The following is a 21333-nucleotide window of genomic DNA, read 5'->3' as shown; positions in this document are numbered from 1 at the left end:
CGCTGGCCTCAGGGCAGGTGTTTGTCCCCGGTGCGGGCGGCGGCCTCGTAAATGCGGGGCAGCGCAAAACCATGGGTTTGCATGAGTGAGGCGTTCATGGTGACGATGAAATGCTGGGCCTGCGTGATGGGCATCTGCGCCGCGGGCATGCCCCGCACCGCAATGTCCAGCGCCCGCCGGGCCGCTTCTTCGCCTTGTTCGTAGGGCGAGGTACCCACCGCCAGCATGCCCCCGTCCTCGGTGAAAAACCCATTGCCCGAAATGACGGGCACCCCGGCGTTGGCGTCGGTCCAGGTCACCACCTCGCGGGCGCTCACCAGGCTGGGGTCCTGGGCAGAGCGGCGCAGGCTGCGGTAACCGGTCAGCAGCAGCACATCGGCCGATGGGGCCAGGCTGCGCACCTGGGCCTGCCATTCGGGCCAGGTGCGGACCTGTGTGGTGGACTGCAGCACCACCGGCCCCCAGGCAAAACCGCGGATTTGTTGGAGGTCGCCCTCCACGCTGTGCGAGGCGTCGCCCAGGTAGGCCAGGCGCAGCGGGCGTTGCAGCGCCTTCAGGCCCTGGGCCTGGCCCAGCGCCTCCTGGATGGCGGCCAGTGGCAGGCGCTCCAGAATGCCGGTGGCGTTGGTCGCCTTGTCGTAGCCGTAGTCCGCGGCCTCGTTGTTCACGCCGGCAAACACTATGCTGATGCCGGGCTGGTTCACCAGGTAACGCGCGGCGTAACTTTGGGCGTCGTCGTCCAGCGCAATCACCACATCCGGCCGCATCTCCGCAATCACGTTGCGTGCGGCAATGCCGGCGGCCTGTTTGTAGGCTGCGGTTGGGTGGCGTTTGGTGTCCATGTAGTGCCAGCGCAGCTGGTAGCGGTAGCTGTTGCGCAGCACGCGGTTCAGCCCCACATTCACATCGCGCGACCAGGCGTACTCGGGGTCGTAGCTGTGCAGCACCAGAATGCGCGGTTTGCTGATGTTGAGCCAGCCCAGGTAGGCCACGGCCAGCACCACAAACAGCCCCATCACCCAGGTTTCGGCCTTGATTTTCATAACAGCCCCAACGATTGCCAGAACGGCAACGAGGCGTAGACCGCTGCGGGGCGCGCCAGGTTCATCACGGCGTTAAACCGCAAAAACGAGGGCTCGTCATAGATGTGGCGTGCCTGGTTTACCGCACGCAGTTGCAGGTAATACGAACACTGGTAGGGAAAAAACCAGGTCTCGGCAAACAGCAAAATCATGAAACCCAACACCCAGGGGTTGACGCCATGCACGGCGCCCAGCGGCATCAAAATGGCTGCAAACACCACAATGGTGGCGTTGATGGGCACCACCAGGCGCACCAGGCAGATCAGCACAAACAGCAGCGCAACAAACCCTTGCAGGTGGGTCTGCAGCAAGTCGCTGAGCGCGGGCAGGCCTTGGCCCAGCACCTGGTCCAGCCCCAAGTAACCCAGCGTGGCCACCATGCCGCTCACACCGCCCAGGTAGAGCAGAAAGGTCCAGTCGACCTGCTCGATGAGCTCTTTTTTGCGCAGCACGCCAAACAGCAGCAGGCCCAGCAGCATGGCCATCACCAGCCAGGGCGGTTGCACCTTGTGCAGTGAACTCGACACAATGCCCAGCACCACAAACAGCAGCGCCCCCACGGCGGCCCACTCGCGCATGCGCAAGGGCCCGAGCAACTCCAGCTGCTGGGCAATCAGTGCCTTGGGCAACACCGGGTTCTCGCGGTTGCGAAACCACAGGGCGGCCGCCACCGCGTACACCCCGCACAACATGGCCACCACCACCAGCGAACAAAACAGCCAGGTCAGCCACTGGAAGTGGTCCTGGTCCTGCGCGGGCAGCAGACCAAACACCGCGAGGTTGACCGACTTGCTGGTCATCACCGCGGAGGACAGCAGGCTCAGGCCCCCAAAACACGAGGCCGCCAGCCGTGTGGCGGCCGGGCCGCCCCGCGCCAGGTGCAGGCCATCCGCCATGTCCGACAAAAACGGTGCCAGCATGGCCACGCGGCCATTGGCGGTAGGAATGACCGGCGTGAGCAGGCTGCCGGTCAGGAACACACCCAGGTTGTGTGCGACCTGGTGGTTGGGCAGGCGCAGCAGCAGCGCCAGCATGAAGCGGTAACTCAGGCCCGAGCTGACAATCACCGCGCTCAGCGCCAGCATGCTCAGCGCCATCACAAAACCGTCGGAGCCAAACCCCGAGAGGATGACGGAGGCAGGCACCAGCCCGGCAATCAACGTGGCCATCAGCGCAAACAGCGCGGGAATGTAGTCGTCCAGACCGCTGAACACCCACATGCACACGGTGGCGGTGAAGATGGCCAGGAAGATGGTGGCATGGGGCTCCAGGCCCCAGCGCGCTTGCAGCAGAGGGCCCGACAGCAGCAGCACCAGTGGCAGCAGCAGGGTGAGCAGCCAGCCCACCAGTGCACGGTGGCTGGTGGCTGCGGGGGCCGTGGCCGGGCGCACCACTGGACCACCTTGGAACGGTGTGCCCGCCAGGTGGCAGGACAGCGACGCCAGCAGCCCGCCCTGCAGGCGCGGGTTGCTGGTCAGCAGCGTCTGCAGCGCGGCCCTTGGAATCTTCAGGCCACTGCAGTCGCTGCGGGCCTGGGCCCCGTGCAGGTAATGCGCCATGTCGGCGGCGGCCTCTTCCCCCCAACGCTGGGGGCCGCTGGGTGGTGCTTGGTCTGCCATGCCCAGACGGCGCACGCTGCCGCTGGTGAGCAGGTAGAGCGCGCTGGCGGTGTCGCCCGCGTGGTAGAGCGTGGCGCCAGCCTCCCACTGGCAGGGCTGCACATGGGGCAGCAGGCGCGCCAGGCTGGCGTGGCTGCATTGGCCCAGCAGCGGGTCGTCCAGCAGCGCCTGCATGGCAGACGCACTGTGCGCCGTGTCCAGGGGGATCGTTGCGCTCACGGTGCGGCGGCGCAGTAGGCGTCGGTGCTGTACTGCGCGACCACGGTGGCGGTGGTACCCACGTCCACCACAAACTCCGAGGCCCCGTAGTGGCCCCGTGCCGCGGCCTCGGGGGGCCAGTCGTAGGTGTAGCCCAGGCGGGTGAACGGGTAGCCGGGGCCGGCCGGGTTGTTGGCCACATAGGCGTTGCCCATCTGGCGCAGCACAAAGTTGCGCAGCTCGGGCGCGCCGTCGGCGGTGGGGGTGATGGTGCAGCGTGGTGTGTTGTTGGCGTCGGTGCTGCTGCCCAGACAGGGGCGGCTGATCTGGGCGCGGGGCACCTGCATCACCACAAACTGGCCCTTGCGCCACTGCGGTGGGGTGTGCGGCGGCAGGCCCAGCAGTTGCTCCAGGCGTTCGCGCAGCGCGTCGCCCTGCAGCTTCCACTGGCGGCACTGCGCCTGCACCTCGCCGGCCAGCGTGAGCCATTGGCGGTCGCCACTCACGGTGTAGTGGCAGGGCACACCTTCGCAGGGCGCGCGTTGGCTGCCGACCCAGGACACCATCTCCACCGTGTCGCCCGGCGGCAGGGCTTGCAGCGGCAGCACCTTGGCGGGTGAGGCCACCGCGGCATCGGCAATGGCGGCGTGGTACACGCCCCAGGCGTCGGTGGCCTTGGGGGGGCTGGCGCAACCAGCCAGCAGCGCACTAAGCGCCAGCAGGGCCAGCAGGCGGCGGGGCAAGGGGTGGGACAAAGAGGAGGGCATGGGCGGGGGTCTCCAAACGGTGGCGCAAATCCGTGGCCAGTTGCAGCACCTGCTGCGGCAACTGGGCGTTGCTGGTTTTGCAGCGGTCTAGCAGTCCCAGAACCTCGGTGCGCAGCTGTGCGAGAGCAAGCTGGAGTTCGGCCAGTCGGCCGGTGCTGCGCTCGGGGGAGGCCAGCCAGGCGTCGTGCTGAGCTTCCAGTGCAATCAACTGCTGCAGGTAGCCCGCAAAGCGCGCATCGTCATTGGGCGGCGTCTCTGCCACCGGCTCGGGGCCCTTGAACCAGCGCACCACCACCAGCAGGGTGGACGCCACCGAGAGCACCAGGCCGAACAGGGCCTTGATCTTGTCGAGCGTGGCACTCGACAGCAGCGGGTTGTTGCGCTCCAGGTAGAGCGAGGTGCCCTGCGCCATGGGGTAACCCGAGGGCACGGTGATGCGGGCCTCGTCGATGTTCATGCGCAGGCGCGCGCCCATGGCCGGGCTGTACAGCGTTTCCAGCACCTTGAAGATGGCGCGCGGGTCGGTGTCCTTGTGGGCCACCAGGTGCAGGTTGACGCCGATGGTGCGAATGTCCTTGGCCGGCACGGCCGGCTTGACCTTGTACATATAGGCCGAGATCTGGCTATCGGCCACCCAGCCCAGGCGCAGCGAGAGTGAGCGCGGGAAGGGAATCTCCAGCAGCTGGTACCCCTTTTGTTTGACCAGGTAGTCGGCCACGTCGGACGGCGCGAAGGACGTCACCACAATCGCCTCGGGCATCTTGCGTTCGGGCAGGGCCACCAGCTCTTCGGAGCTCAGGTTGCTTTCCACATAGTCCACGCCTTCGACCAGACCCGAAAAGTCCAGTACCTGTTTGGCAATGATGCGGGTGCCGCCTTTTTTGCTGCCCAGGTTCACGCGTTTGCCGCGCAGGTCGGTGATGTCCTGGATGCCGGGGCGCACCAAAAAGTGCAGCAGCTCGGTCGCTACCGTGGCCACATGGGTCACGTTGGCGTATTCGGCGTCCAGACCGCCTTGCACAAAGGCCAGGTCCAGCTGGCCCTGGTCTAGCAGCGCCAGCGCCTCTTGGCTGCCCTGGGCCGGGATCACCTGCAATGAGACGCCGTGGTCCGTGGCCTCACTTTGCAGGCTGCGCGCCAGAAAGTGGCGGTTGCTGAGCAGGTCGCCGCCCGAAATCTTGAGGTGGTAGGTGCGTGGCAGGATCTCGAACACAAAGTGCCCGGCGATGCCCAGCAGCGTGAGCAGCACCAGGCCCGCCAGCGCCTTGCGCAGGCCGTGGTGGCGCTGCACGCGCCCCAGCACATCCATCAGTATTGCTTCTGCGTCTTTGGCCATGCTGCTGCCCTATGCCACGGGGAAGAGGTGCTGGCTGGCCACGATGGCCTGGCCTTCCGCACCCAGTGCAAAGTCGATGAAGGCCTGTGCGGTGGGGCCTACATCCCCATACACCACCAGGTACAGCGGTTGGGTAAAGCGGTAGCGGGCCGAGAGCACCGTGGTGCGGGTAGCCGGTACGCCGTCAATCGACAGGTAGGTCAGGGGGGTGGCATCGCGGTCTTTGAGCGCCACATAGCCAATCGCCAGCGGGTCGGCGGCAATTTCCTTGGCCATCTCTTTTGCACTGCTCACCTCCAAGGCCTGCAGCGTGAAGTCTTCACCCTGCAACACCAGCTCTTGCAAAAACTGGCGCGAGCTGGAGCCTGGCGCGCGGGAGACCACGCGGATGGGCGCAGTCGGCCCGCCCACGGCCTGCCACTCGGTGATCTCGCCCATGAAGATGGCTCGCACCTGCTCGGCCGACAGGTTGCGCAAGGGGGACTGCGGGTGCACGGCAATCGCGATGTCGTTTTTGGCCACCAGGTAGCTGCGTGTGCGCGGGCTGTCTTCGGCTTCGCTGAGTTCGCGTGACATGGCGGCCACGTCGATGGCACCGCGCTGCACCGCAATCAGCCCGGCCAGGGAGCCGCCTTGTTCCACCGCCACGTCTACCATCGGGCGGGTGCGCGCGAATTCGGTGGCCAAGGCCCGGTTCAGGTCCAGCATGGCGTTGGCGCCGGCCACCAGTAGCGAGGCGCGCAGTCCCGCGTGCGGACGCTGGTGCAGCCACCACCAGCCGGTGGCACTGGCGGCAATGCCCAGGGTGCCGAGGGAGGTGAGCAGGAGGCGGCGTTGCAGGCGCATGGTCAGTTGGGGTTGGCAAACATCAGGCCATCGAGGACCCAGTAGGGCTGCGGTTTCTCGAAGTGGCGCAAAAAAGCCTCGACCGCTTTGCCACTGCCCACGCGACTGACCAGGGTCAGCTGGCTGCGCAGCGGGTAGGTGCCGTTGGCCACCTGGCGCGCGACGGGGGGCACACCGTTGATGGACAGGTAAGCCAGGCCGGGGGTGTCTTCATTCATGGCCAAGTAGGTGATGGCGTCGGGGTTTTTGGCCACCATAGCGGCGCGCTGGGCGGCGCTGCGCACCTGGGCCTTGGCCGAGAAGGTGGCCCCGTCGATGAGGGCTTCGCTCTTCCAGATGTCGGTGAGGCCGCCGCCGGGCGGGCCGATCAGCAGCTGGATAGTTTTGCCCTGGGGCACGCCCAGGGTCTTCCAGGAGCTGATCTGGCCGCTGAACACCGCGCTGAGTTCGGCATGGCTGAGGTTGCGGATCGGGTTGCTCGGGTGCACCGCAGCCACCAGGGCGCGGTAACCCACGGTTTTCTGGCTCAGCACAATGTTGCGGCGGGCAAATTCACGGTGCAGCTCGTCGGGCAGCTTGCCACTGACGATGGCCACGTCGGCCGTGCCGTCCAGCACTGCCTTGTAACCGCGGCTGGAGCCGCCGGCGTTGACCACCACGGTGGCGTCCGGGGTTTGCGCCATGTAGTCTTCGGCCACATGCTGCACAAACGCGAGAAAGGTGGTGGAGCCCACGACCCGGATCGCGCCCGCAGCCTGCGCGCCTGCGCAGGCCAGCCAGGGCGTGAGCAGCAGTGCAAACAGCAGGCGCAGTGCGGGACGGGTCAAGGGCGGGGCCTCAGGTGGGGAATGCAGCGCTGCAGCATAGCACCGCGCCGTGCTTTTCCCGCCTCTTATTGGTCACGCCCGGCCCATTCCACCAGCGCGTCCACGGCGGGGCGGGCGTCGTTGGCGTTGGCGTGGTTGATGACGGCCACCAGCACATACCGTTTGCCGCTGGCCGCCAGCACATACCCGGCGCGCGCCACCACATTGCTCAGGCTGCCGGTCTTCAGGTGGGCGCTGCTGCTGCCTTTGACGCGGCGCAGCGTGCCGTCTACGCCCGAGATCGGCAGCGAGGACATCAGCTCCGACATCACCGGCGACACATAGGCGTGTTGCAGCATACGGCCCAGCGCCTGCGCCGTGATGCGCTCCTGGCGCGAGAGGCCAGAGCCGTTGTCCAGCACCGGGGCTTCTTCGCTGCCCAGTCGCTCACGCCACCAGCGCTGCACGACCGTGCGGCTGGCGCCAAAGCTGCCGGCCGCCAGTTCGGTCGGTTCCGCGGCGCTGGCCGGCGTGGGCGCGTAGGCCGCACGGCCCAGGGTCAGAAAGACCTGCTGCGCCATCACGTTGTTGCTGAACTTGTTGATGTCGCGGACCACTTCGCTCAGCGGGGCGGAGCTGCTGGTGAACGCAGGTTTGCCGGCGGCCAGGGCGGCGGGTACGGTGCCTAGGCGCACGCTGCCCTGCAGTTTGCCGCCCAGGGTGTCCCACAGGCCCAGCACCGCGCGCTGGGCGTAGGTTTTGGGGTCGGCATAGGCCACGGGCCAGACCTTCTCGCCGCAGCTGGCCGGGTAGCTGCCCAGAAAACGAATCCGCAGCGGGTCGGCAAAGTCGGCCTTGAGCGTGCCGCGGTAGTCGCCGCAGTCGCCGTTGATAGTCAGCGGCACGGTGGCGGGCAGGGCCACGCCGGCCAGCGGCGGGTCGTACTGCACCTGGGCCACTTGGGCCGCGCGGTCGGGCGTGAAGGTCATCACCACCGACTTGAAGTTGATCAGCAGGGCATCGGGCGCCGCGTTGTAGGGGCGCAGCGGCTCACCGTCGAACTGGGCGGGGTCCACCTCGGGCAGGCTGAAGGCGCTACGGTCCAGCACGATGTCGCCTGCAATGGTTTTGATGCCCAGGCCCTGCACGCGGCGCAGCAGCAGCCACAGGCGCTCCAGCACCAGCTTGGGATCGCCCTGGCCTTTGATATAGAGGTTGCCGTGCAGCACGCCGTTGCTAACGCTGCCTTCGGTGTAGACCGGCGTATTCCACTGGTAGGCCGGGCTGAGCAGGTCCAGCGCGGCGTAGGTGGTGACTAACTTCATGACCGAGGCCGGGTTCATGGGCGCGCTGGCACGGTGGGCCAAGCGTGGCGCGGCAGCAGGGTTTTGCGCGTCCACGACCAGAAAGGCCACCGCATCGCGCGGCACCTTGGCACGGGCCAGGGCGGCGTCCACGTCGGGGGGCAGGGGTTGGGCGGTGGCAGAGAGGCAGGCCAACAGACCGGTGGTCAGGCTGCGCAGGAGAATTCGGGTGGGCAAGGGCATCGCCGGATTATCCGGGCAGCCCCGATAATCAGGGCACGCCTCGCTTGCCTCTTGTGGCACCCGCTCTGCACCTTGTAGTCCGAGATTGCTCCTAAAACAGGAGCTGCTTGCGCAGTATCTACGGGTGCTAGAGGTCAATTTGGCTTAAAACTATGAAATTGCTGGCGATTGATTCTGGAACCGAACACCTGTCCATTGCCGTGGGCCGTGAAACCACCGTGTGGCAGTACGCCGGGGTGGGTGGCGCGCGCGCGTCCACGGATCTGATTGCTGGCGTGCTGGACCTGCTGGCCCAGGCGGGCCTGCCCATGGCCGCGTTGGACGCGATGGCCTTTGGTGCCGGGCCGGGTTCGTTCACGGGTTTGCGCACCGCTTGCTCGGTGGTGCAGGGGCTGGCCTTTGGCGCCAAGGTGCCGGTGCTGCCGGTGGATTCGTTGCTGGCCGTGGCAGAAGATGCCCGCCAGTCGGCGGCGGCCGAGGCGCCGGCGCTGCAGGTGCTGGCGCTGCTGGATGCGCGCATGGACGAGATGTACGCCGCGCACTACGCCTACGCCCACGGGCAGTGGCGGGTGCTGAAGCCCCGCCAATTGCTGCGCCCGGAAGCGCTGCGCCTGCCCGCGGTCGATGCCAACCTGGGCCCGCTGTTGCTGGCCGGCAATGTGTTTGCCGTCTACGCCGAGCGCCTGGACCCAACGGTGTTGCAAGGCGGCACGGTGGTGCCGGCCTTGCCTACGGCCGCAGCCATGCTGCGCCTGGCCCCCGCCCTGCTGGCCGCAGGGCTGGCGGTGGACGCGGCCCACGCCATGCCCAGCTACATCCGCGACAAGGTGGCCAAAACCACGGCTGAGCGCATGGCCGAGAAAGCGGCTGCCGCCGGCGCCCTTGCATGAACACGCAGCCCATGGCCACGTTTTCCCAGGCCTCCGAAGCCGCGTTTGAGCCACTGCTGGCCGACCGGCTGGACGAGGTCCTGCGCGTGGAGCAACGTGCCTACGCCCACCCCTGGAGCCACGCCAATTTTCTGGACGCGCTGCACAGTGGTTACCAGGCCCAGATGCTCATGGCCGATGGTTATGTGCTTGGTTACTTTGTGGCCATGAAAGGCGTGGACGAGGTGCACCTGCTCAACATCACCGTGGCGCCCGAATTTCAAGGCCAGGGTTGGGCCCGTGTCATGCTGGATGCGCTGGCCGTGTGGGCGCGCGGCCAGGGCGTGCAATGGCTGTGGCTGGAGGCGCGTGTGAGCAATGTGCGCGCCCTGCATGTGTACGAGCAGTACGGTTACCGCCGCGTGGGCCAGCGCAAAGCCTATTACCCTGCCGGCAATGGCCAACGCGAAGACGCGGTGGTCATGAGCCTGCCCCTGTACCCTTGACGAGATACTCCCACCCATGGCCCTGACCCTTGACGAGCGCCAACGCGCCATGCTGCTGGAGATGGGCGTGCGCGTCTGGTTGCCCGGTACCGTGTTTGAGACCGAGCCGCCTTCGGTGGCCGTGTCCACTGCCCCGCCTGTTGCTGCCCAGCCGGCCGCTACGGTGGCGCCTGCTGCCCCTGCTGTGCCCACGCCGGCCCCCGTGCGCGCCGTGCCCGTGGTTCGCCCGCCTGTCGTCGTGGCCCGCGCCGCCGGTACGCCGCTGGATTTGGGTGCCCTGGACTGGGAGGCCCTGGCCGACACCGCCGCCAGCTGCCAGGCCTGTGGCCTGTGCGCCGGCCGCAAACACGCCACGCTGCAGCCCGCCCCTGGCCAGCGCGACTGGCTGGTGGTGGGCGACCCGCCCGAGGAAGACGAGGACCGCGCCGCCCAGGCCTTTGTGGAAAGTCCAGGCCTGCTGCTGGACAACATGCTCAAGGCCGTGGGCGCTAGCCGTAGCGCCGATGCGCAAGGCGCCAAGGCCGCTTACGCCACCAATGTGGTGAAGTGCCGCCCGCCGCACGGGCAGATCCCGCAGGCGGCGGACCTGGCGCAGTGCGCCCAGTACCTGCAGCGCGAAATAACGCTGGTGCAACCGAAGGTGATTCTGGCCATGGGCCGCTTTGCCATCCAGACCCTGTTGGCCGAACACGGCGCGCTGGCCACTCAGCCACTGGGCAAACTGCGCGGTACGGTGTACCAGTACCAGGGCATTCCGGTCATCGTGACCTACCACCCCAAGCTGCTGCTGCGCAACAGCGCCGACAAGGCCAAAGCCTGGGCCGACCTGTGCCTGGCCATGGATGTAAAAGACGCCTCCGTAAAATAGCCCTATGACCTTTCTAGACCAGTTGCGCACCGCCGAGCGCCAAAACGGTTCCTTGTTGTGTGTGGGCCTGGACCCCGAGCCGAGCAAGTTCCCGGCGCACCTGCAGGGCGATGCCGGCAAAATTTACGACTTTTGCGCGGCCATCGTCGATGCCACGGCCGACCTGGTGAATTCCTTCAAGCCCCAGATCGCCTACTTTGCCGCGCACCGCGCTGAGGACCAGCTCGAAAAGCTGATGGCGCACATGCGCCGCACGGCGCCCCAGGTGCCCATCATCCTGGATGCCAAACGCGGGGACATTGGCAGCACCGCCGAGCAGTACGCCAAAGAGGCCTTTGAGCGCTACGGCGCCGATGCCGTCACGCTCTCGCCCTTCATGGGCTTTGACTCGGTGGCGCCTTACCTCAAGTACCACGGCAAGGGCGCCTTCCTGCTGTGCCGCACCTCCAACCCTGGGGGCGACGACTTCCAGCCCCAGCGCCTGCTGGACCTGCCGGGCCAGCCACGTCTGTACGAGCACATTGCTGCCTTGGCCCAAGGCCCCTGGAACCTGAATGGCCAGTTGGGCCTGGTGGTGGGCGCCACCTACCCTGCAGAAATTGAACGTGTGCGTGCGCTGGCACCCACGCTGCCGCTGCTGATTCCTGGTGTGGGCGCGCAGGGTGGCGATGCGGTGGCCACGGTCAAGGCCGGTTGGCGCAGCGCCGATGGGCAGACCACCGGGCCCATCATCGTGAACTCCTCGCGCGCCATCCTGTACGCGTCGGCAGGGCCCGACTTTGCCGCGGCGGCCCGCCAGGAGGCCCTGCGCACGCGCGATCTGCTGCAAGCTGCCACTCGTTAGGCGCTGGGTGACCGGCTGTCTCCGGCACCGGTAATTGTTTGTAAGAACGCTGGGCAGCACTGGGGGCGGTCGATAACCTCCGCCTCCTATCCACTCCACTTTGGAGCCCCCATGCGCGAACTCGTGGACGAAGCCGACCTCGCCACGGCCCCCCCTTCCGGCAACTCCCCTCTGGAATCGGGTGCACTTACCGCCATGGCGCTGGCTACCGCGGCCGCCCTGGCGGCCTGCGGTGGCGGCGAAGGGGGGACCGATCCCACAACGGCCGCCCCCGTGGGCGGACGCACCATTTCCTTGCGGGCCATGCCAGCTGCGGCCGCGATCAGCGGCGCCAGCATCAGCACCGAACAAGCGTCGCGTTTTTTGCAGCAGGCCCAGTTTTCTGCCAGCGATGCCGACATTGCCCAGGTGCGCAACCTGGGCTACGCGGGATGGGTCGAGCAGCAGGTGGCCACCCACTTTGGTACCCGGGGCTGGGACTGGCTCAATAGCCAAGGGTATGCCGACCCTCACAGCACCAACAACTATTACGACCAAAGTTACCCCGCCGACCACATGGTGTGGAGCCAGCTCATGGCCAGTAGCGATCCCATGCGCAAACGCATGGGCCTGGCGCTGTCGGAGTACTTTGTGGTGTCGCTCTCGGGGCTGGACTTTCGCTGGCGCAGCCACGCCATGGCGCACTACTGGGACACCTTGTGCGCCTACGCGTTTGGCAATTTTCGCGGCCTGCTGGAGTCGGTGACCCTGCATGTGGCCATGGGCTACTACCTCAACACCAAGGGCAACAAAAAAGAAAACGCGTCAGGCCGCCAGCCCGATGAAAACTACGCCCGCGAGGTGATGCAGCTGTTCACCGTGGGCCTGCACCTGCTCAACCCCGACGGCACCCAACAACTCGATGGCAACGGCAAGCCCCAGGACACCTATACCGCCAGCGATGTGAGCAACCTGGCGCGCGTGTTCACTGGCTACGACGTGGACATGAGCCAGAACGTCAACGTGACGGCCAACGGCAACACCGTGGGCAACACCAACTTTGCCCGCCTGCCCATGGTGGTGACCAGCGGCAACCACTCCACGCTGGCGGCCACGTTTTTGGGCACCACCATCCCGGCCAACACGCCGGCGGCGGCGGCCCTGAAGACCGCGCTGGACACCCTCTTCAACCACCCCAACACGGCGCCTTTTTTCTGCAAGCAGATGATCCAGCGCTTGGTGACCAGCAACCCCAGCCCAGCCTATGTGGGCCGGGTGGCGGCCGTGTTTGCCAACAACGGCCAGGGCGTGCGCGGGGACCTGGCCTTTGTGTTTGCCGCCATCCTGCTGGACGACGAGGCGCGCAACGCCACCGGCCTGAGCGGGCTGGAGTACGGCAAGCTGCGCGAGCCCATGCTGCGTCTGGCGCAATGGGGGCGCACCTTTGGCGTAGGGTCCGCCAGTGGCGCCTGGAAGATTGGCGACCTGAGCAATGCCGGTACCCAGCTCAGCCAGAGCCCGCTGCGCGCGCCCTCGGTGTTCAACTTCTTTCGCCCTGGTTATGTGCCGCCCAGCACCGCGCTGAGCAATGGTGTGGTGGCCCCCGAATTCCAGTTGGTGACCGAGAGCAGCGTGGGTGGTTACCTCAATTACATGATGGGCGTGATCGACAGCGGGTTGAACTCCGGCGACATCAAGGCCGCCTACACCACCGAGCTCACCCTGGTACTGGACCCCGCTGCGCTGGTGCGCCGGCTCAACCTGCTGCTGTGTGCCGGCCAGCTCTCAGCCAGTACCCAAACTGTCATCGTCAATGCCCTGCTCGGTGTCACGCTCAACTCCAACAGCTCGGCCACCCTGAAGCGCCAGCGCGTGTGTGCGGCGGTGCTGATGGTGATGGCTTGCCCCGAATACCTGATCCAGAAGTAGAGGGCCACCATGTCCATGCTGCCACCCGAATTCCAGACCCGGCGCGCCTTTCTGCGCCGCAGCGGCCAGTTGGCGCTGACCGGCACTGCATTGCCTTTTGCACTCAACCTGGCCGCCATTGGCGAGGCGGCGGCCTTTAACGCACCGGCCGGGGACTACAAGGCCCTGGTCTGTGTGTTTTTGTTTGGCGGCAATGACTACGCCAACACGGTGCTGGCGTATGACGACCCCAGCTACAACCAGTACAGCACAATCCGCGGTGGCGGCGCCGGGCAAACGGCGGGCGGCATTGCGCTGGCCAAGGCAGCGCTTACGCCCACCCGCCTGAACCCCATCACGCCGCCGGTGGACACGCTGGGCGCCACCACCCGCGAATACGCCTTGCACCCGGCCATGACCGGCTTGGCCAATCTGTTCAACACCGGCAAGGCGGCGGTCCAGCTCAATGTGGGGCCGCTGGTGGTGCCGCTCACACGCGCGCAGTACAACAACAGCAACCGCACGTTGTACCCGCGTCCGCCGCAGCTGTTTTCGCACAACGACCAGCAGTCGCTGTGGCAGTCCTCGTCGCCCGAGGGTTCCACCGTGGGCTGGGGTGGCAATATGGGCGATGTGGTGCTGCAAAACAGCCTCAACAGCAACTCCTTGTTCACCTGCATGTCGGTGTCGGGCAATGCGGTGTTTTTGTCGGGCGACACGGCGCTGCAGTACCAGGTCAGCACCTCGGGTGCCATCAAAATCCGGCCCGCCACCGACACCACGGTCTACGGTTCTTCCTCGGTGCGCAGCACCATCGACAGCCTGATCCGCCAGGCCCGCACCCACAAGCTGGAGAACGAATACAACGTGGTGACGTCGCGCGCACTGGCCGCTGAGGCCTCGGTGACCAATGCCCTGGCGCTGAGTCCGTCCACCTTTGGCACCACGCCCAATCTGCGGCCTTTTCAGGCCACGTTTGGTACCGACGCTTTGTCGACCCAGCTGCAGATGGTGGCGCGCCTGATCAAGGGGCGCAATGTGCTGGGCGCGCGGCGTCAGGTGTTTTTTGTGTCCATGGGCGGCTTTGATCTGCACGACAACCTGGTGGCGCAGCAGGCCACGCTGATGGGGCGCTTGAGTACCGCCATGACGGCCTTCTACCAAGCCACCGATGAATTGGGCGTCGCCAACCAGGTCACCACCTTCACCGCTTCTGATTTTGGCCGCACACTGGCTTCCAACGGCGATGGCTCCGACCACGGCTGGGGCAGCCACCACATGGTGGTGGGCGGCGCGGTGAATGGCCAGCGCTTTTATGGCGTGGCCCCCCCCATCAGCGTGGCTGATACCAAAGACGGCGGTGGCAACTACCTGCCTGAGAACGCCTGGCATGTGGGCCAGGGCCGTTTGTTGCCGCGTACTTCGGTGGACCAGTACGCGGCCACGCTGGCCAAGTGGTTTGGCGTGAGCGACGCCGAAATGCCGGGCGTCTTGCCCAAGATCGTGAACTTTGGCACGGCGGCCAGCCGGCCGGACTACCCGACCGATCTTGGCTTTATGCAGTAAATGCTATTGATTTGGTAGCTGTTTGCGCATATTCCACGTGGGCTAGAGGCTGTTTTGGCTTAAAAATTACGTGGCGGGTGCGCTCGCTCCAAAAACTCAGCGCAAGTACCAGATCGTCTGGTCCGGCTTGATGCCAAACACCGTTTCGCCGTTTGCGCCGATCTCGTTGAGCAGTATGTTGGGGATCAGCTGCCACTTGCCGCTGACGCGCTGGTAGACCCGGCCGTCGGTCCCCGCCGCATAGACCGTGCCGTTGCCGGCGACCGCGACGTCGCGCGCCTTGGGCTCCGCGCTCCAATCCACCCAGCTTGCAGCGGCCTGGCCCGAAGGCGGGTTGTAGCGCGACACCGTGCCGTCCGACCAGGTGACCCAGGCATGGCCCTGCGGGTCGACCGCGATGCGCCGGGCATTGCTGGAGATGGGTTCCCAGGTGGCATTGCTTGTGAGCCGGTAGATGCCGTAATTGTTGGCGGCCGTGCCCACCATCCACACCGTGCCATTGGCGCCCACTGCCACGTCGCTGGCCAGCGGCACTGGGTTTTGGTTCACGGGAGAGATCCAGCCCTTGACGCCCTGGTTGTTGGGCCCCCAGTACGCCACATAGCCGTTGGCACCCACGACCCAGGGCTGCAGCTTGTTGTCCACGGCGATGCGCACGGCCTTGACGTTGCTGGGCAGCGTCTGCGGCGTTGCGCCAACGGTGCCGCCGACAACATCGCCATTGCTGTTGATGGCCCACAGGGCCACGTTCTTGCTGGCGTCTACACCCACGCCAATGTCCTTGGCCAGGGTGTTGCCGGGGTAGGCCTCCCATGGCGATATGGCGTTGGCTGCCGCACCTGCGCCTGTGCCCGTGTTCGGCTGCACGGCCGACAGGGTCAGGTTGAAATAGGCCACCGAGCTGGCCTCATAGTTGGTCACATTGTTGGCCCCATATCTGCAATACGGGTTGCCGACGCGCATCAGCGGGTTGTAGCAGCCGCTGGTGGGGGTGGGCCATTCGTACAGGGTCAACGCGGGGTGGCTCACCTTGAGGGTCTGCATCTTTCCGGCTTCGGCGACCACCACCAGGGGCGCGCCAAAGCGTTGTGCGCTGCCGCGCACGCTGGTGCTGGCCGTGCCGTCTGCGGCCGTGTAGATGGCTTGCTTGACCACGCCGTCGTCGGCAGAAATGCCGTTGTCAACCCTGCATCCGTTGTCGCCAAATGCGGCGGCATTTGTCTCGTTGGATTTGAAGATGGTAGGCATGCAGCCGAACCAGATGGGGAAGTTGGCCACCGGGGTGCCATCGCGCCAGCGCAGGCGCACCGTCAACTTGCCAAAGCCATTGCCCGCACCGGTCTGGCCGTCGCCGCTGACCACGGCCAGGCGCATGCACTGGGTGCTGTAGTCGTCATTCTTGGCGGGGCAGTCGGCGGGCCAGCCGCCCGCGGGCGCCACCGGTGGCTCCTGGGCGTTGTCCACCACGGCCTTGGTCACGGTGGCGGGCGGCGCGCCGCAGCTGGAGGCGATGCTGGCGGCGCAGACCTTGGGGTCGTTGCTGGTGCAGGCCGCCAGCACAATGCGTTCGCAGCTCTTGTAGTCGATCAGCTTGTCCTGCTGGTAGCACTGCTGCGCCGCCTGGGCGCCCTTCCTCCAGGCGTTCACTTCCAGCTCGGGCACGTTGCAGGTTTTGTCGCAAAAGTCGATGGCGCCGCAAAACTGCGCCCGGTTGGTGGCGCCTTCGGTGCAGACCTTGCACTGCTCCTGCAAAGACAGTTTCTTGTCCTGCTTCTGGTTCGCCGCATCCTGCTCCGCCAGGGAGCGCTGCAGCTGCGTCAGCGGGGCGTTGCTGACGGGCTTGGTGGCGGCCGGGCACAGATTGGGCTGGAAGTACTTGCTGCACTTGGGGTAGGTGTAGGCCGAGACGATGCCGGTGAGCGACTTCACCACGCCCGTGACCCCGCCCGAGGGAATGCTGGCCTCGGCCAGCTCGGCCGCCACGCGGGCCACATCTTCCTCGGTCACCACACCGTTGATCTTGCCCTCGAAGTCCGCCATGTCGGAGGCCTGTTTCACCTGGTTCAGGCCTTTGTAGGCGTCTGTCGAGACACCGGCTTTGTAGAGCGCCCGGAGTTCCTTCAGGCCTTCTTTCAGGGAGTTCACCTTGGCGGGGTTTGCCGGCTGGGTCGGTGCACCACCCGAGCGCACTGCCGCAACGACAGCGATCAGCGGCTTGACGACCGCCGTCACCTGGCCACCAATCACGCTGGCGCAGGTGGCGCCGTTCTTGGCCGCGCCCATGCCGCAGTCTTGCCAGGTGGCCGGTGCCTTGGCCCAACACACCGGCCCCACCCCGTCATAGCCAATGGGGCAGGACCTGTAGCACAGCCCGGCGTCCAATTCCTTGCCAGCCTCGCAAATGCTGCCCTTGATGACGCCGATGTTGATGCCCTTGGCGCATGACAAGTCAAACGCACCGGGCCGCAGGCCGACCGAGGTGCAGCTGGGCACGGTCTTGGGGCGGCACAGGCAGCAGCCAAAGGGCTCGTAGCCCTCCTTGCACTTGGGGTAGGCAATGGCGCCCCACATCTGGCAGCTGTTGGGCGCCTCGGCGGCATTGCAGCGCCCCAGCATGCCGCTGTTGCTGAGTCCGTCCGAGCCCTTCCACGGGTAGCCTACGCCCCGGCCGTATTCGGCCAGTCGGCAAAACAGGCCGTCATTGCGCCAGCCGGGCGGGCAGTTGGCATGGCAGTCCAGGCCCACGCGGGTCTGGCCCGGCTTGCACTGCGCATAGCACAGCGCGCCAATCCGCTCGCTGCCGGTCGGGCAGTTGGTGGGCACGGTGCCCACGCCGCGGGTGACGGTGTCACGCCAGCAAAACTCGGGGCCATCGGAGGGCGTGGGGCAACTTGGCTCCGGCACCGTGGTCACCCCCATTGCAACGGTCTGCGCCAGGTCGCGCTGGTCCAATGTCGCCAGGGCCAGGTCACGTTCATCGGCATACCGTTTGCTGACAAACTGCATCTGGCTGTAGTAGCTGTCGATCAGCTGCACGTTGCTGGCCTGGCCCATGTCCACGGCTTTGCGCGCGCGCTCCAGCGCTGCCTCCATGGCCGCCTGGTGGTCTTCCTGCAGCAGGCCCGTCTGCTCCACCGTGCGTGGGCGGTTCTGCGCCAGTGCGGCCTGTGCGTCGGCCTTCAGTTTGGCAATCGCATTCTGGTCCGCCGCCGCGTTGCCCGACATGGCCGGCAAGGGGCTGCTGGCGGCGCCCCGCAGCGCGGTGATGCTGGCATTGGTGCGGGTCTGGAAGGTGGCCAGGGCTGCGTCCAGCCCCTGCTTGAGTTGGGTAAAGGCCTGGGACTGGTCTGTCACGGCCTTGCGGGCGGCCTCTTGCCGCGCCACTTCGTCAGCCCGGGCTTTGGCCTCGGCGGCCGCCTTGGCATCCGCTGCGGCCTTGGTGGCTGCAGCCTGTTGCTGGGCCTGCATTTGGGCCGTGGTGGCGGCCTGCTGTGTGGCTTGCTGGTTTGCCGCTGCGGCCTCTGCCTGGGTGAGGATTTGGACCGAGGGAACCGCAGCCCGGGCGGCGACCGGCGTGGCCTTGAACAGCTGGTTGGCGCCACCATTGCAGTCGTACTGCGTCAGGCTGGCGCCATTCGCCAGGCTGATGCCCAGCACATCCAGGCACTTGTTGCTGTGCTTAAAAACGAAGTTGCCAAAGCCGGCACCCCGGTCGACATACTTGAGCAGCTGGTTGGCACCGCCATTGCAGTCGTACTGCTGGACCGCCATGCCATTGGCCTGGCTGATACCGTTGATGTCCAGGCACTTGTTGCTATGCCTGGCCACGATCTGGAAGAAGCCGCCTTCACCCTGGACAAAGTTGAACTGTTGGCTGGGGGCTGCCGCGCAGTCTTGCTGCAGCAGCGTGGTGTGATTGGCCAGGCCGGCAGCATTCATGCCGAGGCATTTGTTGCTGTGCTGGGCGGTGATGGTGTGGGGGCCATTCTGCGCAAACGCCGGCTGCGCCAGCCCGCCTATTAGCAGCGCCACACACGCCAGAACCCGCAAGACCATCCCGCACAGATCGGTATTTTTCATTTGCTCGCCCCCTTCGTCACGCTTCGCAGTCGCAGGCACCGTGCCCGCGGCTGGAAAAACCGAAGCAGCATACCGCCAAGTCCTGCAAATTGCTGCAGTGTTTGTGCGGACTTAGGTGGGGCGGGCCGTGAATTTTGGCCCGCCGGCAAGGGGCGGGCTACTTGAAGAAGCTGGTTTGTGTGCGACTGACGCTATTGATTTGATAGCTGCTGACGCATATTCTGCGAGGGCTAGGGTCTATTTTGGCTTGATTTTCTCTAGGCGGCAGGCTTTTCAATCCCCAGTTCGGCCAGTTCTGCGTCGGTGAACACGCGGGAGCGGGTGTGGAAGGCCTTGCCCTCCGGCCCTTCGAGCGAGAAGGTACCGCCGTGGCCTTCGATGACGTCGATGATGAGCTGGGTGTGTTTCCAGTATTCGTATTGGGCGATACCGATGTAGAAGGGGCTGCCGCCGATGTCGCCCAGGTACACATCGCCTGCACCCATGGTGATTTCGCCGGGCAGGTAGCAGTTGGCCGCGCTGTTGTCGCAGCAGCCGCCACTTTGGTGGAACATCAGATCGGGGCCGTGTTTGGTTTTGAGGAAGGCCACGAGTTCCAGGGCGGCTGGGGTGGCTATGACTTTGTCGACCATGCTTTTGTCTCCTTTGGGAGGAACTGCTGAGCTTGCTTTGTTGGCGCTCGCAGCTTCGTGAACTGTATGGGCGGCCACCTCATACTGGGGTACCAGAAATCGGCGTCCGCCCACACAGTCCACGAAGCCGGGTGCTTGGCGCTCCACCGTCGCGTCGTATTACAAAAAGCCACGTGGATTCCCCAGGGGGGACCGCCGATTTCTGGTACCCCAGTATGAGGTGGTTGCCCCTGGGGTAGCCGCGTGGCGCCCCCTCCGGCGAGAAGGGGGCCAATGGCTCCTTAGAAGAAACCGAGTTTGTTCTCGCTGTAGCTCACCAAGAGGTTCTTCGTCTGCTGGTAGTGGTCCAGCATCATCTTGTGCGTCTCACGCCCAATGCCGGATTCCTTGTAGCCGCCGAAGGCTGCGTGCGCAGGGTAGGCGTGGTAGCAATTGGTCCACACACGCCCGGCCTTGATGGCGCGGCCCATGCGATAGGCCACGTTGCCGTTGCGGCTCCACACGCCGGCGCCCAGGCCGTAGAGCGTGTCGTTGGCAATCGCCAAGGCTTCGGCTTCGTCCTTGAAGGTGGTCACGGCCAGCACGGGGCCGAAGATTTCTTCCTGGAAGATGCGCATCTTGTTGTGGCCTTTGAACAGCGTGGGCTGCACGTAGTAGCCGCCTTCCAGATCGCCACCCAGGTGCGCCTGGCCACCACCGGCCAGCACTTCGGCGCCTTCCTGTTTGCCCAGGTCCAGGTAGCTCAGGATCTTGGTCAGCTGCTCTTTGCTGGCCTGTGCGCCCATCATGCTGTCGGTGTCCAGCGGGTTTTTTTGCTGGATGGCGGCGATGCGCTTGAGCACGCGCTCCATGAACTTGTCGTAGATCGATTCCTGGATCAGCGCGCGGCTTGGGCAGGTGCAAACCTCACCCTGGTTAAACGCAAACAGCACCATGCCCTCGATGGCCTTGTCCAGGAACGCATCGTCCTTGTCCATCACGTCGGCGAAGAACACATTGGGGCTCTTGCCACCCAGTTCCAGCGTGGCGGGAATCAGGTTGTTGGCGGCGGCCTGGGCGATCACGCGGCCCGTGGTGGTGGAGCCGGTGAAGGCGATCTTGGCGATGCGCTTGCTGGTGGCCAGTGGCATGCCGGCTTCGCGGCCATAGCCGTTGACGATGTTCAGTACGCCGGGTGGCAGCAGGTCGGCAATCAGCTCGGCCAGGATGAGGATGGAAATGGGCGTGCTTTCTGCGGGCTTGAGCACTACACAGTTGCCCGCGCCAATGGCAGGCGCCAGCTTCCACGCTGCCATGAGGATAGGGAAGTTCCACGGAATGATCTGGCCCACCACGCCCAGTGGCTCCTGGATGTGGTACGCCACGGTGTTCTCGTCGATGTTGCTCAATGCGCCCTCTTGTGCACGCACGCAGCCCGCGAAGTAGCGGAAGTGGTCCACGGTGAGCGGGATGTCGGCGTTCAGCGTTTCGCGGATCGCCTTGCCGTTGTCCACGGTCTCGGCGTAGGCCAGCAGCTCCAGGTTTTGCTCAATGCGGTCGGCAATCTTCAGCAGGATGTTGCTGCGCGTGGCGGCGTCGGTCTTGCCCCAGGCGTCGCTTGCGGCATGGGCGGCGTCCAGTGCCAGCTCAATGTCTTCGGCAGTGGAGCGTGCGGCCTGGGTGTAGACCTTGCCGCTGACGGGGGTGATGACGTCGAAGTACTGGCCCTTGACCGGGGGCACAAACTTGCCGCCGATGAAGTTGTTGTACTGCTTCTTGTAGGTGATGGTGGCGCCGGCCGCGCCGGGTGCTGCGTAAATAGCCATGGTTGTCGTCCTCTTATGGTTGCTGTGTTGGCCTGCGTCGGGCTGTCCGGCAGGTACAGAGCTACCTCAAGACGC

General features: G+C 65.7%; 16 protein-coding genes. 6 read left to right on the top strand and 10 right to left on the bottom strand.

Annotation, left to right across the window (positions count from 1 at the left end; translation table 11 throughout):
• Positions 1 to 8: 8 nt before the first annotated feature.
• From AC097A_RS12915 to dacB, 7 genes are all read right to left on the bottom strand, one after another.
• Complete coding sequence (locus AC097A_RS12915; protein ID WP_479621150.1) at positions 9 to 1043, bottom strand: ABC transporter substrate-binding protein; 1035 nt, start codon at positions 1041 to 1043, stop codon at positions 9 to 11.
• Positions 1040 to 2920: an SLC13 family permease gene (locus AC097A_RS12910; RefSeq protein ID WP_479621149.1), complete on the bottom strand. Its 1881-nt coding sequence runs from the start codon at positions 2918 to 2920 to the stop codon at positions 1040 to 1042. Before AC097A_RS12910 ends, AC097A_RS12915 begins: the two co-directional genes overlap by 4 nt.
• Complete coding sequence (locus tag AC097A_RS12905; RefSeq protein WP_479621148.1) at positions 2917 to 3666, bottom strand: hypothetical protein; 750 nt, start codon at positions 3664 to 3666, stop codon at positions 2917 to 2919. The genes AC097A_RS12910 and AC097A_RS12905 overlap by 4 nt, the downstream gene beginning before the upstream one ends.
• Positions 3608 to 5002: a TAXI family TRAP transporter solute-binding subunit gene (locus AC097A_RS12900; protein WP_479621147.1), complete on the bottom strand. Its 1395-nt coding sequence runs from the start codon at positions 5000 to 5002 to the stop codon at positions 3608 to 3610. The genes AC097A_RS12905 and AC097A_RS12900 overlap by 59 nt, the downstream gene beginning before the upstream one ends.
• 9 nt (positions 5003 to 5011) lie before the next feature.
• Entirely contained in the window at positions 5012 to 5848 is an 837-nt protein-coding gene (locus tag AC097A_RS12895) for a phosphate ABC transporter substrate-binding protein (protein ID WP_479621146.1), read from the bottom strand.
• Between the two features lie 2 nt (positions 5849 to 5850).
• Complete coding sequence (locus AC097A_RS12890; RefSeq protein WP_479621145.1) at positions 5851 to 6675, bottom strand: substrate-binding domain-containing protein; 825 nt, start codon at positions 6673 to 6675, stop codon at positions 5851 to 5853.
• 65 nt (positions 6676 to 6740) lie between these two features.
• Positions 6741 to 8201, bottom strand: a complete 1461-nt coding sequence (dacB, locus tag AC097A_RS12885) for a D-alanyl-D-alanine carboxypeptidase/D-alanyl-D-alanine endopeptidase (RefSeq protein WP_479621144.1) — start codon at positions 8199 to 8201, stop codon at positions 6741 to 6743.
• Positions 8202 to 8353: 152 nt separating this feature from the next.
• Between dacB and tsaB the strand changes: the two genes are divergently transcribed.
• From tsaB to AC097A_RS12855, 6 genes are all read left to right on the top strand, one after another.
• Positions 8354 to 9091 (top strand): tRNA (adenosine(37)-N6)-threonylcarbamoyltransferase complex dimerization subunit type 1 TsaB, encoded by a 738-nt coding sequence (tsaB, locus tag AC097A_RS12880; RefSeq protein WP_479621143.1) that lies wholly within the window; start codon positions 8354 to 8356, stop codon positions 9089 to 9091.
• Positions 9088 to 9576, top strand: coding sequence for a ribosomal protein S18-alanine N-acetyltransferase (rimI, locus tag AC097A_RS12875; RefSeq protein ID WP_105259432.1), 489 nt, complete (start codon positions 9088 to 9090; stop codon positions 9574 to 9576). The genes tsaB and rimI overlap by 4 nt, the downstream gene beginning before the upstream one ends.
• A gap of 16 nt (positions 9577 to 9592) precedes the next feature.
• Entirely contained in the window at positions 9593 to 10444 is an 852-nt protein-coding gene (locus tag AC097A_RS12870) for a uracil-DNA glycosylase (RefSeq protein ID WP_479621142.1), read from the top strand.
• A 4-nt stretch (positions 10445 to 10448) separates the two neighbouring features.
• Positions 10449 to 11288, top strand: coding sequence for an orotidine-5'-phosphate decarboxylase (pyrF, locus tag AC097A_RS12865; protein WP_479621141.1), 840 nt, complete (start codon positions 10449 to 10451; stop codon positions 11286 to 11288).
• Positions 11289 to 11399: 111 nt separating this feature from the next.
• The gene (locus AC097A_RS12860; RefSeq protein WP_479621140.1) at positions 11400 to 13196 is read left to right on the top strand and encodes a DUF1800 domain-containing protein; all 1797 of its coding nucleotides are present in this window, start codon (positions 11400 to 11402) and stop codon (positions 13194 to 13196) included.
• Positions 13197 to 13205: 9 nt separating this feature from the next.
• Positions 13206 to 14741, top strand: a complete 1536-nt coding sequence (locus tag AC097A_RS12855; protein WP_479621139.1) for a DUF1501 domain-containing protein — start codon at positions 13206 to 13208, stop codon at positions 14739 to 14741.
• Between the two features lie 96 nt (positions 14742 to 14837).
• On the opposite strand, the gene AC097A_RS12850 is transcribed toward AC097A_RS12855, so the two are convergent.
• The 3 genes from AC097A_RS12850 to exaC form a co-directional block, all read right to left on the bottom strand.
• The gene (locus AC097A_RS12850; protein ID WP_479621138.1) at positions 14838 to 18821 is read right to left on the bottom strand and encodes an RICIN domain-containing protein; all 3984 of its coding nucleotides are present in this window, start codon (positions 18819 to 18821) and stop codon (positions 14838 to 14840) included.
• A 257-nt stretch (positions 18822 to 19078) separates the two neighbouring features.
• Entirely contained in the window at positions 19079 to 19453 is a 375-nt protein-coding gene (locus AC097A_RS12845; protein ID WP_479621137.1) for a DUF779 domain-containing protein, read from the bottom strand.
• A 281-nt stretch (positions 19454 to 19734) separates the two neighbouring features.
• Complete coding sequence (gene exaC, locus AC097A_RS12840; RefSeq protein ID WP_315848647.1) at positions 19735 to 21258, bottom strand: acetaldehyde dehydrogenase ExaC; 1524 nt, start codon at positions 21256 to 21258, stop codon at positions 19735 to 19737.
• Positions 21259 to 21333 lie beyond the last annotated feature (75 nt).

The organism is Rhodoferax sp. XS2R6, from assembly GCF_056521365.1.
This window is presented reverse-complemented; position numbering and strand designations above follow the sequence as displayed.

Bases quoted from the DNA above. Each gene is read 5' to 3' on its own strand.
- tsaB (WP_479621143.1), top strand. From the start codon at position 8,354: ATGAAATTGCTGGCGATTGATTCTGGAACCGAACACCTGTCCATTGCC.
- AC097A_RS12845 (WP_479621137.1), bottom strand. From the start codon at position 19,453: ATGGTCGACAAAGTCATAGCCACCCCAGCCGCCCTGGAACTCGTGGCC.
- AC097A_RS12905 (WP_479621148.1), bottom strand. From the start codon at position 3,666: ATGCCCTCCTCTTTGTCCCACCCCTTGCCCCGCCGCCTGCTGGCCCTG.
- AC097A_RS12915 (WP_479621150.1), bottom strand. From the start codon at position 1,043: ATGAAAATCAAGGCCGAAACCTGGGTGATGGGGCTGTTTGTGGTGCTG.
- dacB (WP_479621144.1), bottom strand. From the start codon at position 8,201: ATGCCCTTGCCCACCCGAATTCTCCTGCGCAGCCTGACCACCGGTCTG.
- AC097A_RS12860 (WP_479621140.1), top strand. From the start codon at position 11,400: ATGCGCGAACTCGTGGACGAAGCCGACCTCGCCACGGCCCCCCCTTCC.
- pyrF (WP_479621141.1), top strand. From the start codon at position 10,449: ATGACCTTTCTAGACCAGTTGCGCACCGCCGAGCGCCAAAACGGTTCC.
- AC097A_RS12900 (WP_479621147.1), bottom strand. From the start codon at position 5,002: ATGGCCAAAGACGCAGAAGCAATACTGATGGATGTGCTGGGGCGCGTG.
- AC097A_RS12850 (WP_479621138.1), bottom strand. From the start codon at position 18,821: ATGAAAAATACCGATCTGTGCGGGATGGTCTTGCGGGTTCTGGCGTGT.
- exaC (WP_315848647.1), bottom strand. From the start codon at position 21,258: ATGGCTATTTACGCAGCACCCGGCGCGGCCGGCGCCACCATCACCTAC.
- AC097A_RS12855 (WP_479621139.1), top strand. From the start codon at position 13,206: ATGTCCATGCTGCCACCCGAATTCCAGACCCGGCGCGCCTTTCTGCGC.
- AC097A_RS12895 (WP_479621146.1), bottom strand. From the start codon at position 5,848: ATGCGCCTGCAACGCCGCCTCCTGCTCACCTCCCTCGGCACCCTGGGC.
- AC097A_RS12870 (WP_479621142.1), top strand. From the start codon at position 9,593: ATGGCCCTGACCCTTGACGAGCGCCAACGCGCCATGCTGCTGGAGATG.
- rimI (WP_105259432.1), top strand. From the start codon at position 9,088: ATGAACACGCAGCCCATGGCCACGTTTTCCCAGGCCTCCGAAGCCGCG.